At 73.2% G+C, this 13,927-nt stretch carries 13 protein-coding genes; 2 read left to right on the plus strand and 11 right to left on the minus strand.

From position 1 onward, the window contains the following. Genes DV701_RS09410 through DV701_RS09420 form a run of 3 tightly spaced genes read right to left on the minus strand, consistent with a single transcriptional unit; the run spans position 1 to position 2,578 of the window. The gene (locus tag DV701_RS09410) at positions 1-792 is read right to left on the minus strand and encodes an SDR family NAD(P)-dependent oxidoreductase (RefSeq protein ID WP_114928070.1); all 792 of its coding nucleotides are present in this window, start codon (positions 790-792) and stop codon (positions 1-3) included. After that, a complete protein-coding gene (locus DV701_RS09415) occupies positions 789-1,958 on the minus strand; it encodes a P1 family peptidase (RefSeq protein ID WP_114928071.1) in 1,170 nt (389 codons plus the stop codon). The genes DV701_RS09410 and DV701_RS09415 overlap by 4 nt, the downstream gene beginning before the upstream one ends. Next, entirely contained in the window at positions 1,955-2,578 is a 624-nt protein-coding gene (locus tag DV701_RS09420; protein ID WP_114928072.1) for a winged helix-turn-helix domain-containing protein, read from the minus strand. The genes DV701_RS09415 and DV701_RS09420 overlap by 4 nt, the downstream gene beginning before the upstream one ends. An 82-nt stretch (positions 2,579-2,660) precedes the next feature. Here DV701_RS09420 and DV701_RS09425 point away from each other — a divergent pair, with 82 nt between their 5' ends. Next, a complete protein-coding gene (locus tag DV701_RS09425; RefSeq protein ID WP_114928073.1) occupies positions 2,661-3,929 on the plus strand; it encodes an MFS transporter in 1,269 nt (422 codons plus the stop codon). Positions 3,930-3,940: 11 nt separating this feature from the next. On the opposite strand, the gene DV701_RS09430 is transcribed toward DV701_RS09425, so the two are convergent. The 8 genes from DV701_RS09430 to DV701_RS09465 form a co-directional block, all read right to left on the minus strand. Then, positions 3,941-4,366 (minus strand): methyltransferase family protein, encoded by a 426-nt coding sequence (locus tag DV701_RS09430; protein WP_114928074.1) that lies wholly within the window; start codon positions 4,364-4,366, stop codon positions 3,941-3,943. After that, positions 4,363-5,214 carry an ATP-binding cassette domain-containing protein gene (locus DV701_RS19235; protein WP_114928075.1) on the minus strand — a complete coding sequence of 284 codons (852 nt, stop codon included), beginning with the start codon at positions 5,212-5,214 and terminating at the stop codon, positions 4,363-4,365. Before DV701_RS19235 ends, DV701_RS09430 begins: the two co-directional genes overlap by 4 nt. Then, positions 5,195-6,232, minus strand: a complete 1,038-nt coding sequence (locus DV701_RS19240; protein WP_324616581.1) for an ABC transporter ATP-binding protein — start codon at positions 6,230-6,232, stop codon at positions 5,195-5,197. The genes DV701_RS19235 and DV701_RS19240 overlap by 20 nt, the downstream gene beginning before the upstream one ends. Positions 6,233-6,341: 109 nt before the next feature. Then, positions 6,342-7,193: an ABC transporter permease gene (locus DV701_RS09445; protein WP_114928076.1), complete on the minus strand. Its 852-nt coding sequence runs from the start codon at positions 7,191-7,193 to the stop codon at positions 6,342-6,344. After that, the gene (locus DV701_RS09450) at positions 7,190-8,140 is read right to left on the minus strand and encodes an ABC transporter permease (RefSeq protein ID WP_114928077.1); all 951 of its coding nucleotides are present in this window, start codon (positions 8,138-8,140) and stop codon (positions 7,190-7,192) included. Before DV701_RS09450 ends, DV701_RS09445 begins: the two co-directional genes overlap by 4 nt. A 40-nt stretch (positions 8,141-8,180) precedes the next feature. After that, the gene (locus tag DV701_RS09455; RefSeq protein ID WP_114928078.1) at positions 8,181-9,764 is read right to left on the minus strand and encodes an ABC transporter substrate-binding protein; all 1,584 of its coding nucleotides are present in this window, start codon (positions 9,762-9,764) and stop codon (positions 8,181-8,183) included. A 9-nt stretch (positions 9,765-9,773) separates the two neighbouring features. Continuing rightward, entirely contained in the window at positions 9,774-11,174 is a 1,401-nt protein-coding gene (locus DV701_RS09460; RefSeq protein ID WP_114928079.1) for a sensor histidine kinase, read from the minus strand. Continuing rightward, positions 11,171-11,872 (minus strand): response regulator transcription factor, encoded by a 702-nt coding sequence (locus DV701_RS09465; RefSeq protein ID WP_114930974.1) that lies wholly within the window; start codon positions 11,870-11,872, stop codon positions 11,171-11,173. The genes DV701_RS09460 and DV701_RS09465 overlap by 4 nt, the downstream gene beginning before the upstream one ends. Before the next feature lie 348 nt (positions 11,873-12,220). On the opposite strand from DV701_RS09465, the gene DV701_RS09470 reads away from it, so the two are divergent. After that, positions 12,221-13,897, plus strand: coding sequence for an ABC transporter substrate-binding protein (locus tag DV701_RS09470; protein WP_162802937.1), 1,677 nt, complete (start codon positions 12,221-12,223; stop codon positions 13,895-13,897). The last annotated feature ends 30 nt before the right edge of the window (positions 13,898-13,927 follow it).

The following is a 13,927-nucleotide window of genomic DNA, read 5'->3' on the forward strand; positions in this document are numbered from 1 at the left end:
TCAGCCGAACGGCGGCGTGAACCTCCCGTCGACCGCGGTCCACCCGCCGTCGACCATCACCTGGGAGCCGGTGACGAAGCTCGCCGCGTCCGAGGCCAGCCAGCAGACCGCGCCGACCATCTCCTCGGGGCGCGCCCACCTGCCCAGGGCCGACTTCTCGGCATACGCCCGGCCCCACCGCTCGTCGTCGCGGATCTGCTGGGTCAGCGGCGTCTCGACGACCCCGGGCGCGACCGCGTTGACCCGCACGCCGGCGGGGCCGAGCTCGGCCGACCACGTGCGGACCAGCTGCATGACGCCGGCCTTCGTGGCGGCATACACCCCCTGCCCGGGCTCGACGACGACCGCCCGGATCGAGGTGAGGGCCACGACCGAGCCGCTGCCCCGCTCCACCATCCGCGGCGCGAACGCCCGCACCGTCTCGAAGGTCGCCCGCAGGTTGAGCCCGACCACCGTGTCGAACTCCTCCGCGGTGTAGTCCAGCAGCCGCTTGCGCACGTTGACGGCCGCGGTGAGGACGAGCACGTCGACGTCGCGCAGCTCGCCGGCGAGCCGGTGCAGCGAGGCGGTGTCCAGGACGTCCACCGGGTATGCCGCGTGCGCCCGGCCGCTCGGGTCGGCCAGCCGGTCCTGGGTCGCCTCCGCGACCCCGCCGTCCTTGTCCAGGCAGCTGAGCGTGGCACCCTGCGCGGCGAGCCCCGCGGCGATCTCGGCGCCGATGCCGCCGCAGCCCACGACGACCGCGTGGCGCCCGTCGAGCCGGAACATCCGGGAGTAGTCGAGCGAGGTCATCCCCGGAGTCTGCCACCCTGGGGACGAGTTCGACGGCGCTGGTCAGCCGTCCCTGGCTGGTCCGCGGAGCACGGGCCTCGGCGGAGCGCGCCGGGGAACGCCTCCCGGTAGGACCGCCACGTCCCGACCGGCGTCGTGACCGTCCCGGCCAGGAGCGTCGCCCGCACGATCGACCTGGTCACCACGTCGGCCGCGCCCTGCAGCAGCAGGTGGAGGCCGAACGGGTCGAGCGGCTCCCGTCCGCACGTGGACAGCCCGAACAGGGTGTCCCCGTCGAACATCGAGTGCGCCGGCAGCACCGCCCGCGCCAGCCCGTCGTGCCCGCTCATCGCCAGCCGCCGGGCCTGGGCCGGGGTGAGCGTGGCGTCGGTGGCGACCACGCCGATCGTCGTCGCCAGGCTGCGGGGCATGCCTCCGGGTCCCGGCCCGGCCGCCCGGGCCCGGGCCTCGGCCACCTCCGCGGCGTCGGGCGTGCGCAGCCGCGCGCCGGACGGGACCCCCGGGAGGCCCTCGAGGTCCTGGGCCAGCAGGCGGGAGGCGCCGTAGAGCTCGCCGGTGGCCGGGTCGACGCTCGAGCCGACCGCGTTGAGGACGACGAGCGCCGCCACGGTGGCGCCGTCGGGCAGCACGAGGCTGGCCGAGCCGACGCCGCCCCGGAGCCCGCCGGCCACCTGTGCGCCGGTGCCCGCGCCGACCGAGCCGAGGGCGGGCGGCGCGCCGCGCAGGGCGTCCTGGCAGGCGGCGGCGCCGAAGCTGCCGTCCGGCACGGCCTCCCAGCGGCCGCCGCGACCGAGGTCGAAGATCACCGCGCCCGGCACGATCGGCACCAGCTCGCCCGGCCCTCCCATCGGCAGGCCCCGGCCCTGCGCGAGGAGCCAGCGCATGACGCCGTCGGCAGCGGCCAGGCCGAACGCCGACCCTCCGGACAGGCTTACGGCGTGCGCCCGCTCGACGAGGTTGACCGGGTCGAGCAGGTCGGTCTCGCGGGTCCCCGGCCCGCCCCCGCGCACGTCGACGCCGCCGACCGCGCCCTCCGGCGGGGCGAGCACGACGGTGGAACCGGTGAGCCAGCCGTCGCCGACCTTCTGGTGGTGCCCGACGGCGAGCCCGGCGACGTCGACGAGCGAGTTGGTGGGGCCGGGCGCCGGACGGGGCTGGGTGGTCACGGGCTGTCTCCTGGTGCCGGTGGGAGGGTGTCGTCGGCGAGGATACCGACCATCCGCCAGAGGGTGCGCGGCTCGTCCGTGGGCTGCCGGGACCGCTGGATCGCCGTGTCCATCAGCTCCCCGATCGCCTCGGACAGCCACGTCACGTCCTCCTGGGTGAGCTCCAGCAGCGCGGTCTGCAACGTGGCGCGCGGGACCTGCTCGCGGCCGCTGCTCCAGTGGGGTATCCACGCGGTGAGGCGGGCGATGAGGTCGTGCAGGTCCAGCGCCTCCTGGTCGAGGAAGGAGCGCAGGACCAGCTCGTCCTCGGGGCCGACGCGCGCCTGCGGCGTGGGCACCACGTAGCCGTGGCCCGCCGCCACCCAGACGCGGTCCCTTCGGTCCCGCGCGTGCTCCGGGGCCTCGACGATCAGCCCGGCCCTGGCCAGCTGGCGCAGGTGAAAGCTGACCGAGTTGGCCGGGGTGTCCAGGAGCTCGGCCAGGTCGGCGGCCCGCCGGGGGACGTCCTCGTGCATGAGCTCGAGGATCCGGCGGCGCAGCGGGTGGGACATCGCCTTGAGCATCGGGGAGGTGAGCTGCAGCGGCCCTGCCCCGCTACGTGGAGAGTCCGCGTCAGCCATGCCACCCACCTAAGCACATCCCGCAAAAATAGTTGCGCAAATACTCTTGCGCACTTTTCCTTGCGGGTCTAGTGTCTCCCCCATGAGCACCACGACCACCGCCTCTCCGGCCCCGGCCGCCTCCGCCGTCCCCCTCCCGCTTCGGCGCTCCCGGACCTACTGGGTCTGGCTGGTGGGCGACACCGGTCAGGCGCTCGGCTCCTCGATCCAGTTCTTCCTCGTCCCGCTGATCGTCGTCCTCGTGACCGGCAGCACCGCGGCCGCCGGCACGATCGCCGCCCTCGGCCTCGGTGGCCGGATCGCGACCACCCTGGTCGGCGGCGTGCTCGCCGACCGCCACGACCTGCGGCGCATGATGGTCCTCAGCGGTGTCATGGCTGCGGTCGTGATGGTCGCGATGCTGGTGGCGACCCGGCTCGAGCTCGGCATCGTCGTGCTCGCCGCTCTCAACCTCCTCGCCGGGGTCCGGGCCGGGCTGCTGGGCGGCGCCTCGGACGCCGCCCTCAAGCAGGTGGTCCGGCCCGACCTCCTGCCCGCCGCCTCGGCAGCCAACCAGGCCAGGGACGCCGCGGTGTCGATGGGCGCTCCGCCGCTGGGCGGCGTCCTGCTGGGGATCGGCGCGGTGCCCGCGCTCGCGGCGACGGCCGCGGCATACCTCGTCAGCGCGGTGGGCGCGCTGGCGCTGCGCGGCGACTTCCGGCCCGCCCCCGTCGCCGACCCCGGCCCTGTCCGCGCGGAGGTGAGCGCCGGGTTGCGGTGGCTGTGGGCGCGGCCCGAGCTGCGGCGCATCATGGCAGTCGCGCTCCTGCTCAACCTGGGGCTCAACGCCGCCATCGCCACCCTGCTCTACCACCTGGCGACCACCGGCGAGGACCCGGCGCGGATCGGGCTGGTCTCCACCGCGCTGGGCCTGGGCATGCTGCTCGGCGCGACGGTGGCCGGCCCGCTCGTCCAGCGCCTCCCCTCCGGCCTGGTGGCGACGGTGGGCCTGTCCATGGCCGGCCTGTCGATGCTCGCGCTGCCCTTCGTGCCCGGCTTCTGGCCGACGCTGGCGGTCCTGACCGTCAGCGTTCTGGGGGCGCCGGCGGCCAACGCGGCCGTCTTCAGCTATCTCATGCACCAGACCCCGCGCAGCGTCGTGGGGCGCGTGCTGAGCGCCGTCGAGCTGGTCGGCGCGGGAGCCACGCCGCTCGCGCCGGTCCTTGCCGGGTGGGGCCTGGCCACGCTCGGGCTGCGCCCGACGCTCCTGGTCTGCGCCGTCATCTGCCTGCTGGCGGTGGTCGCCGTGGCCAGCAGCCGCGCGCTGCGCACCCTCCCCCGCCCGGACGCCTGGGGGGCGGCGGCGCAGTGAGGTGCCCGCGGTCACAGCCAGCGTGGCACCTGCGCGACGTAGTCGGCATACTCCTCGAAGCGCGCGGTCAGCGCGGCCTCCTCGGCCGGGATCTGCCAGCCGCTGACCACCGCGACGAACCCGGCGACCGGGAGCAGGGCCAGCGGTGAGCGGCGCGCGACCGCGTGGGCGGTCAGCAGGGTGGCCAGCCCGAGATACATCGGGTTGCGGGTGACGGCGTTCGGGCCGGTGCGGACCAGGGCCGAGGTCCGGTCGAGCGTGCGGGGGTCGACCGTGGTGCCGTGGCGGGCGAACTCCAGCACCGCGCCGGCACCCAGCCACCCGGCGGCCAGCACGAGAGGGGCACAGACCACGGTGGTCAGGGCGGTGGGGCGCCGGCCCACGCACAGCTGGGACAGGGCGGCGGCGCCGAAGAGGGCGGGGGGCGCGATCCTCATCCGCCCTCCACCCCGGCGGCGAGCTCCTCCGCGCTGCGGCCGGCGAGCGCCTGCTGCAGGTCGGGCACGGCCGCGAGCAGCGAGCGCGTGTAGGGGTGCTCCGGCGCGGAGAACAGCTGCTCGGTGGGCGCCACCTCCACGAACTCGCCCCGCTGCATCACCGCGACCCTCTCGCAGACGTGCCGCACGACGGACAGGTCGTGGCTGACGAAGATCAGGGTGAGGTCGAAGCCCTCGACCACCTCGTCGATCAGGTTGAGCACCTGCGCCCGCACCGAGACGTCGAGCGCCGAGACCGGCTCGTCGGCCACGAGGATCTCCGGGCCGGGCGCGAGGGCACGCGCGACCGAGATCCGCTGGCGCTGACCGCCGGAGAACTGGTGCGGGTAGCGGTCGGCGGCGTCCGCGGACAGCCCCACCCGCTCCAGCAGCTCGACGACGCGCTCCCGGTTGCCGCGGTGCCGGCCCTGCGCGACGAGGGGCTCGGCGACGATGTCGCGCACCCGCATCCGGGGGTCCAGGCTGCTCATCGGGTCCTGGAAGACGAGCTGGAGCCGCTCCCGCAGCCAGCCCAGCCGGCGGGGCGGCTGGTCGTGCACCGCACGCCCGTCGACGAGCACCTCCCCGGACGTGGGCCGGTCCAGCCCGCAGACCAGCCGCAGCAGCGTCGACTTGCCCGACCCGGACTCCCCCACGATCCCGAACCGCTCGCCCCGACCGACGGTCGCGGTCACGTCCCGCACCGCGTGCACCACCGGCGGCGGTGTCAGCAGCGAGGTGCGCCGCCGCCGGAACTCCCGGTTGACGCCGCGCAGCTCGACGGCCGCCTCAGTCGTCGTCTCCGTCATCGCCCTCACCTCCGGCCGGGTGGAAGCACGCATAGCCGTATGCCGCCGCGCCGGCCGGGTGCTCGCCGCGCGGTGTCCACGGGGGCAGCGTGGCACAGACCTGCGTCGCGTGGGCGCACCGGCTGCGGAAGACGCAGCCCTCCGGGAAGGCGCCGGCCGGCGGCACCGAGCCGGGGATGGTCGGCAGCGCCCCCCTGCCCCGGCGCCCCGCGGCTCCGGTCAGGTCGCTCGCCGCGACGAGGCCCTGGGTGTAGCGGTGCCGCGGGTCGGTGAAGACCTCGTGCACCGGGCCGGCCTCGACGATGCGGCCGCCGTACATGACGAGCACCCGCTCGCACACCGTGGCCACCACGCCCAGGTCGTGGGTGATGAACAGCAGGGCTGCGTCCCGCTCCTCCACGCCGCGGACGACGAGGTCGAGGACGGTGGCCTGCACGGTGACGTCGAGCGCCGTCGTCGGCTCGTCGCAGATGAGCAGGGCAGGGTCGTTGGCCAGCGCGATCGCGAGCACGACGCGCTGGCGCTGACCGCCGGAGAGCTCGTGCGGGTAAGAGCGGGCCAGGCTGGCCGCGTCCGGAAGGTCGACCTGCCCGAGCAGCTCGACGACCCGTCGGCGGGCCGCGGCGCGCGAGGGCTGGGTGCGGTGCAGCAGCATGACCTCGGCGACCTGGTCCCCGACCCGCATCGTCGGGTTGAGCGCGGTCATCGGCTCCTGGAAGACCATCGACATCGAGTCGCCGCGCAGCCGGGCCATCTCCCGCTCGCCCACCCCGAGCAGGTTGCGCCGCGCCGGGGAGCGGCCCGACAGCCGCACGTCGCCGGTCGCGCCCAGCCCCTCCGGCAGCAGCCCCATGACCGCGAGCGCGGTGAGGGACTTGCCCGACCCGGACTCGCCGATGAGCCCGACGCGCTCGCCCCGCTCGATCGTGAACGTGACGTCGTCCAGCAGCGGGGTGCGGGCCGTCTGCACCGACAGCCTCTCGACCCCGAGCACCACCCGCTCGCCGGGGCTCAGCACGGCACCACCTCCCCCGGCCCGCGCGACTTCCCGACGGACGTCGTAGAGAACGACGGATACATCCGGCAGACTCTACGATTTCCGTCGTGAAGTGAGGAGACGCGCCCGCTCATCGCCCCTCCAGCTTGGGGTCGAGCCAGTCGCGCAGGCCGTCGCCGAAGAGGTTGAAGCCGAGCACCGACAGAGCGATCGCGCCGCCGGGGATGAGGGCCAGGTGCGGGGCGGAGCGCAGCGTGGTCTGCGCCTCGTAGAGCATCCGCCCCCACGAGGCCTGGCCGGTCGGGGTGCCCAGGCCGAGATAGGCCAGGGCCGCCTCGGCGAGGATCGCGATCGCGAAGGACACCGAGGCCTGGACGATGACGAGCCCGGCCACGTTGGGCAGCACGTGCCGCCAGGCGATGCCCCAGGGCGAGCGGCCCGCGGACCGGGCCGCCACGACATACTCGGTCCTCATCACCCCGAGCGCCCCCGACCGCGTGATCCGGGCGAAGGCGGGGATGGTGGCGATCCCGATCGCGATCATCGCCACCCGTGTCGACCCGCCGTAGAGCGCGGCGAACATGATCGCGAGCAGCAGCGCCGGGAAGGCCAGCAGCACGTCGTTGGTGCGCATCACCAGCTGCCCGAACCACCCCGGCGACATCGCCGCGACGATCCCGACCGGGACCCCGACCCCGGCGGCCACGCCGACCGCGACGAGACCGACGGCCAGCGTGGTGCGGGCGCCGACGAGGATCTGGGTGAAGACGTCGCGGCGCAGCTTGTCGGTCCCGAGCCAGTGCTCGGCGTTGGGCGTCTGGTACGGCTCGACGGGCAGCACGCGCATCGGCTCCCAGGGCGTCCACACGTAGGACACCAGCGCCGCCACCACGATCAGCACGACGATGCTGCCGCCGATGAGCAGGCTGGGGTTGAGCGCGCGGCCGCTGGCGGTCGGCTCCTCGACGACGACCTCTGTCATCGCGCGCCCGTCCGCAGCCGTGGGTCGATCACCAGGTAGAGCACGTCGACGAGGAAGTTGATGAGCAGCACCGCGACGACGAGCACCATGACGACCGCCTGCACGGTGAGCAGCTCGCGCTTGGCCACCGAGTCCAGCAGCAGCGAGCCCAGCCCCGGGATCACGAAGACCCGCTCGATGACGACCGCGCCGACCAGCAGCGTGGCCAGCTGGAGGCCGAGCACGGTCACGACCGGCACCGCGGCGTTGCGGAAGCCGTGCCGCACCAGCGCCTGCACGGGCCGCAGCCCCTTGGCGCGGGCGGTGCGCAGGTAGTCCTCGCGCAGCACGTCGAGCACCGCCGAGCGGACGTAGCGCGCGAGCACCGCGGCCTGGACCAGCGACAGCGAGACCACCGGCAGGACCAGCCGCCGCAGGAACCCGACGGGATCCTCCGCGGGCACCACCCAGCCGCCCGAGGGCACCCAGCCCAGCCGCACCGCAAAGACCGAGATGAGCAGGATGCCGGCCAGGAACGCCGGCACCGCCACGCCGACCTGCGACAGCGCCGACATGACCACGCCGTCCCAGTGCCGGTGCCGCACCGCCATCCACACCCCGAACGGCACCGCGACGAGCACGGCCAGCACCATCGAGCACACCACCAGCCACAGCGTCACCTGGAGGCGGTCGGCGATCTGCGGGCCGATCGCCGCCCTGGACACGAACTCGATCCCGGGGTCCAGCGTCACCAGCCCGCGCACCCAGTCGAGGTACTGCACCAGCAGCGGCCGGTCCAGCCCGAACTGCGCGCGCATCTGCGCCACCGCCTCGTCGCTGGCGTTCAGCCCCAGCGCCACCCGTGCGGGATCGCCGGGCAGTACCCGCATGAACCCGAAGACCACCACCGAGGCCACCGCGACGCTCAGCACCAGCACGAGCAGGCGCTGCAGCATTCTCAGGAGCATCGGGTATGCCGTGCAGCCGGGGGTCGGTGGTCGGGTCCGGTCAGCCGCGGGCCAGCGCGGCCAGCGGGAAGGACTCCTTGATCGCGTTCTGCGGCAGCCCGGTGATGTCGGGGTCGGCGACCATGAGGTTGGGCAGCAGGAAGAGGAAGTCGGCCGCGGCGTCCTCGCTGATGACCTTGGCGGCCTCCTTCATCTTCTCCACCTGCTCCGCCTCGGTGCCGCTGTCGGCCTCCTCGAAGAGCTTCTGGATCTGCGGGGTGCCGTAGGTCGTGTAGTAGTCCGGGTTGCCGAAGACGTTGGCCATGTCGCGCGGCTCGACGTGCGCGACGATCGACATGTCGTAGTCCTTGTTGGTGTAGACCGTCTCCAGCCAGGCCGACGGGAACTCCAGCTCGTCGATGGTGACGTCCAGGCCCACGTCCTCGAGCATCGACTCGACCACCGTGCCGCAGGAGACGGCGTAGGGCAGGGTCGGGATCCGCAGCCGCAGCTCCTGGCCCTCAGCGCCGGCCTCGGCGATCAGCTCCTCGGCCTTGTCCGGATCGAAGGGGTAGTCACCGGTGCGGTCCTCGTACCAGGGGTCGGTCGGCGGCACCATCGAGCCGATGAGCGTGCCGCGCCCGGCCCAGCAGGTGTCCATCAGGGCCTGGTGGTCGATGCCGTAGCGGATCGCCTGCCGCAGCTTCTTGTCGGCGAGCGGGTTGCCCTCCTGCTGGTTCATCGACAGCACGACCTCGCCGTTGGTGGTGCCCTCGACGATCTGGTAGTCGCCGCCCTCGAACTCCGAGAGCGACTCCGGCGCCTGCACCGTGGAGACGATGTCGATCGCGTCGGTGAGCATGGCGTTGTTGAGCGCGTTGGCGTCCTTGAAGTAGTGCATCTCCACGGTCTTGAAGTACGGCTCGTCGCCGTGGTAGTCCTCGTTGCGCTCCAGGGTGATCTTGGAGCCGCGGTCCCAGCTGACGAAGGTGTAGGGGCCGGTGCCGACCGGCTCCTCGGCCAGGTTGCCCACGCCGTCGGTGTCGTACATCGCGCCGACGCGGGTGGTCAGCGCGTAGAGGAAGTTGTTGCTGGGCCGCGCGAGGGTCACCACGAGCGTGGTGTCGTCGGGAGCCTCGACGGTGTCGACGACGTCCATCTGGGACTTCAGGCTGGGGGTCCAGGCGTCGGACTTGACGCGCTCGATGGAGAACTTCGCGTCCTCGGCGGTGAAGTCCGCCCCGCTGGTGAAGGTGACTCCGTCCTGGAGGGTGAAGGTGTAGGTCAGGCGGTCGTCGCTGACCTCCCAGTCGGACGCGAGCGCGCCGACGATCTCGCCGCTGTCCACGTCGACGGTGACCAGCGTCTCGTAGACGTTGTCCAGCATCAGCTGCGGGATCGCCGCCCCGTCGGCGGTGCTGAAGTCCAGGCTCGCCGGTTCGGCGACCAGACCGACGCGCACGGTCTCGTCGCCGGCGCCCTCGGGCGGTGCGGCGGTGACCGGGCCGGTGCTCGGTGCCTCGTCCGTGCTCCCGGAGCTGGTCCGGGTGCTGGTGCCGGAGCCCGCGCTGCAGCCGGCCAGCAGGGCGGTGGTGGCCAGGGCGGCCACCAGGGCGCGGGTGCGTGTCGTCCTCGACGTCGTCATGGCACCGCATCATCCTGCATCGGGCGGCCCGAGCGCTACCCGCCCCACCGCGGGCGGTCCAGGTCCGCCCGGCGGAAGGCGCAGGACGAAGCGGGCGCCACCGGCCGGCGAGGTCCCGATGGTCACCTCCCCGGCGTGCGCGGCCACGTGCCGCTGGACGATCGCCAGGCCCAGGCCCAGACCGGGCGTGGGGGTCGACCGGCCCCGGGAGAAGCGGTCGAAGACCTGGTCGCGCAGCGCCTGCGCGATCCCGGGCCCCGCGTCGTCGACCGTCACCGTCACCGCACCACCGTCGCGGGCGACGTGGACGCCGGTGCAGCCGCCGCCGTGGGTGTCGGCGTTGGCCACCAGGTTGACGACGACCCGCTCCAGCCGCCGCTTGTCGACCTCCATCCGGGTGCCGACGGCGTCCGGGGCGACCGTGGTGACCACCCGGCCCGCGGTGCGGTCGGCGGCCCGGCGCACCAGGTCGGGCAGGTCCACCGGCTCCAGGTGCAGCGACTCCCCCGCATCGTGCCGCGAGACCTCCAGGAGGTCCACGACGAGGCGGCGGAACCGGTCGAGGTCGCCGGCCAGCAGCTCCACAGTCTCGGCCACCTCCGGCGGCATCGTCCCCGCGCGGTGACGGATCACCTCGACCGAGTTGAGCATCGTGGTCAGCGGGGTGCGCAGCTCGTGGCCGACGTCCGCGGCGAACCGGGCGTCCGCGATGACCCGGTGCTCCAGGTGCTGGGCGGTGTCGTTGAAGGAGGCCGCCAGCGGGTCCAGGTCCGGGTCGCCGGTCGGCCTGAGCCGGGCGTCGAGGCGGCCCCCGGCGATCGAGCGCGCCGCGTCCGTCACCGCGGTCAGCGGCCGGAGGGCGCGGTCGCTGGCGAGCCGCCCGAGCAGCGCGGCTGCCAGGGTCGTCAGCACCGCGGCGCCGGACAGCGTCCACCCCAGCCTGCGGACCGTCGCGTGCAGCGGGTCCAGCGGGAAGAGCTCGACGAGCACGTCCCCGTGGGACATCGGCTCGGCCGCCGCCAGCACCTTCAGCCCCAGCGCGGGTTCGTGGTAGGTCGTGGTGCCGGCGTCCCCGCGGCTCGCCGCGGTGACCAGGTCCTCGGGCAGGTGGTCGGGCGTGATGTGCGGGTTGCTGCTCGCCCAGACCCGGCCGTGACGCACCAGGACCGCGCTGGAGTCCTGCCCGGGCAGCCCGTCCAGGATGACCGGCAGCGAGACCCGGCCGAGGGCGAGCTGGCGGTCGGTGGCCTGGGCGTTGACCGTGGCCTCGGCGACCGCGCTGGTCGTCCGCTCCGTCATCAGGGTGGTGCGCACCACCAGCCAGGCGGACAGCGAGATCCCGACCGAGAGCACCAGACCCAGGAGCGCGAAGCTGACCGAGATGCGGGCACGCAGGCCGAGCGACCTCATACCTCGGGCCGCACCGCCAGCCGGTAGCCCAGCCCGCGCACGGTGACGACGTGCTCCGGGGAGGCGGGGTCGGCCTCGACCTTGGTGCGCAGGCGGCGGACGTGCACGTCCACGATGCGGCTGTCCCCGAAGTAGTCGTAGCCCCAGACCCGCTCCAGCAGGTGCTCCCGCGAGCAGATCCGACCCTCGGCGAGGGCGAGCTCGACGAGCAGGCGGTACTCGGTCCGCGTCACCGGCACCGTCTTCCCCGCGAGCCGCACGAGGCCGTCCTGCAGGCCGATCTCCAGGTCGCCGGCCCGCACCCGCGTGCGGCCCGCGGCGGCTGCGGGGTGCGGCTCGGAGCGCCGCAGCAGGGCCCGGATCCGGGCGGCGAGCTCCTTGGCGACGAGCGGCTTGGTGACGTAGTCGTCCGCGCCCGCCTCCAGGCCGGCGACCACGTCGTGGCTGTCGGTGCGCGCGGTGACCATGATGATCGGGATGTCGCTGCGCCGGCGGATGGCACGGCAGACCGAGAAGCCGTCGGTGTCGGGGAGCATGAGGTCCAGCAGGACGACGTCGGGCGGCTCCTCCTCCGCGCGCTCCAGCCCCTGCGCCCCGTCGGCCGCCTGGTGCACGACGAACCCCTCGTCCTGCAGGGCCAGCGCAAGCACCTTGCGCACCCTGGGATCGTCCTCGACGAGCAGCACCGTGCGGGCCACGCCTCCAGCGTGCTCCGACACCCTGCGCGTCTGCTGGGAGTGTCGTGGGAGCGTCACGCGGTCGTCATGCGCGGGGATCCGCACATGACGCTCCTGTGACGGTCCTGCGACCTTTGCCCCGATCCTGCTCCTGGGCGCCCGGGTGCTTCCTAGCGTGGCCGGAGAGCCGCCCGGTCCGGGCGGAGGAAGGCAGGACGAAGATGCAACAGCTCACGCGAAGCAGGAGGCTGGCGACCGCCGTGGTCCTGGCCGGCCTCACCCTCTCGGCGTGCTCCTCGGGGGGCGGCTCGGCAGGCTCCGCCGGACAACGCGGGGTCGACCGATGCGGCCCAGAGCACCGCCGAGGCCGTGACCGGAGGCACCCTAAACATGCTGGGTGCCGGCGACGTCGACAACATGGACCCGAACATCAGCTACTACTCGATCGGCTACCTGGCGCTGCGGCCCTGGAGCCGGCAGCTGTTCACCTACCCGGCCACGCCGGACCACACGACCGACGCCGTGCCGGACCTGGCCACCGAGCTGCCGACCACCGACAACGGCGGGGTGAGCCAGGACGGGCTCACCTACACGATCACGCTGCGCCCCGACGCGATGTGGAACACCTCGCCGGCGCGCCCGGTCACGGCGCGGGACGTCGTGCGCGGCATCAAGCGCACCTGCAACCCGGCCCTGCCCTTCGGCGGGCTGCCGGACTACGAGGACCTCATCAAGGGCTTCCAGTCCTTCTGCGACGGCTACGCCAAGGTGGGGACCAGCGCCAAGGAGATCGCGAACTACGCCGAGAACAACGACATCGCGGGCGTGCAGGCCAAGGACGACCACACCGTCGTCTTCACGCTGACCCACCCGGCGGCCTACTTCGTCGACATGCTGACGATGCCAGCCTTCTCGCCGGCGCCCAAGGAGTACGACCAGTACGTCCCGGGCAGCTCGGACCTGGCCCAGCACACGATCTCCGACGGTCCCTACCAGGTGGAGTCCTACTCCCCGACCAAGAAGATCGTCTACACCCGCAACCCGGCCTGGAAAGCCTCCAGCGACCCGGTCCGCAAGGCCTACGTGGACAAGATCGTCGTCGACGAGACCGTCACCCAGGACTCGACGCAGCAGCAGCTGCAGACCGGCACCGCGAGCGCCGACATGGAGTTCGACAACTTCCCGCCGCCCTCGCAGCTGCCCGGGCTGCTGTCCAAGAAGGACCCGAACCTGACGATCGGGCCGACGGCCTCGTCCAACCCCTACCTCGTCTTCAACACCGCCTCGCCGAACAACGACGGGGCGCTGGGCAAGGCGCAGGTGCGCCAGGCGCTGTCCTACGCGATCGACCGCGCCTCGCTCATCCAGGTGCTCGGCGGCAAGGCCGTCAACGCGCCGCTGAGCCGGGTGCTGCCGACCAGCATCGTCGGTGGTGAGACGCCGTTCGACCTCTACCCGTTCGACACGGCCAAGGCGACCTCGATGCTCAAGGACGCCGGCGCCGACGGCATGACGGTCAAGATCCTCTACCGCAACTCCTCCGAGGGCAGCACCAAGGTCTTCCAGACCGTGCAGCAGGAGCTCTCCAAGGCAGGGGTGAAGGTGGAGGGCGTCACCTCGCCGAACGCCGACTTCTACACGAAGTACCTCCAGGTGCCCTCCGTGGCCAGGCGCGGCGTGTGGGACATGGCGATCGCCGGCTGGGGCGCGGACTGGTACGGCAACGCCGCGCTGTCCTTCTTCAACCCGCTGTTCTCCGGCGAGCCCTCCTTCCCGCCGGTCGGCAGCAACTTCGGCCTGTACAGCTCCGAGGCGACCAACGCGCTGATCAAGCAGGCCGAGAGCGCCAAGACGCAGGACGAGGCGGCGCAGCTGTGGGCCAAGGCCGACAAGCAGGTCATGACCGACGCGGCGTTCTTCCCGATCACCAACCCGCAGCAGGCGAACTACCACGCCTCGCAGGTGCACAACACGGTCTACGTGCCGGCGATCCAGAACTACGACCCGACCAACGTCTGGCTGAGCCCGGACAAGCAGGGCGACTGACCGCATACACCGGTCGACGGACGGGAAGGA

This window comes from Ornithinimicrobium avium, from assembly GCF_003351765.1.
GTDB classification, from domain to species: Bacteria; Actinomycetota; Actinomycetes; order Actinomycetales; family Dermatophilaceae; genus Ornithinicoccus; species Ornithinicoccus avius.

Bases quoted from the DNA above. Each gene is read 5' to 3' on its own strand.
- DV701_RS09430 (WP_114928074.1), bottom strand. From the start codon at position 4,366: ATGAGGATCGCGCCCCCCGCCCTCTTCGGCGCCGCCGCCCTGTCCCAG.
- DV701_RS09425 (WP_114928073.1), top strand. From the start codon at position 2,661: ATGAGCACCACGACCACCGCCTCTCCGGCCCCGGCCGCCTCCGCCGTC.
- DV701_RS09445 (WP_114928076.1), bottom strand. From the start codon at position 7,193: ATGACAGAGGTCGTCGTCGAGGAGCCGACCGCCAGCGGCCGCGCGCTC.
- DV701_RS09420 (WP_114928072.1), bottom strand. From the start codon at position 2,578: ATGGCTGACGCGGACTCTCCACGTAGCGGGGCAGGGCCGCTGCAGCTC.
- DV701_RS09410 (WP_114928070.1), bottom strand. From the start codon at position 792: ATGACCTCGCTCGACTACTCCCGGATGTTCCGGCTCGACGGGCGCCAC.
- DV701_RS09460 (WP_114928079.1), bottom strand. From the start codon at position 11,174: ATGAGGTCGCTCGGCCTGCGTGCCCGCATCTCGGTCAGCTTCGCGCTC.
- DV701_RS09455 (WP_114928078.1), bottom strand. From the start codon at position 9,764: ATGACGACGTCGAGGACGACACGCACCCGCGCCCTGGTGGCCGCCCTG.
- DV701_RS19235 (WP_114928075.1), bottom strand. From the start codon at position 5,214: ATGACGGAGACGACGACTGAGGCGGCCGTCGAGCTGCGCGGCGTCAAC.
- DV701_RS09450 (WP_114928077.1), bottom strand. From the start codon at position 8,140: ATGCTCCTGAGAATGCTGCAGCGCCTGCTCGTGCTGGTGCTGAGCGTC.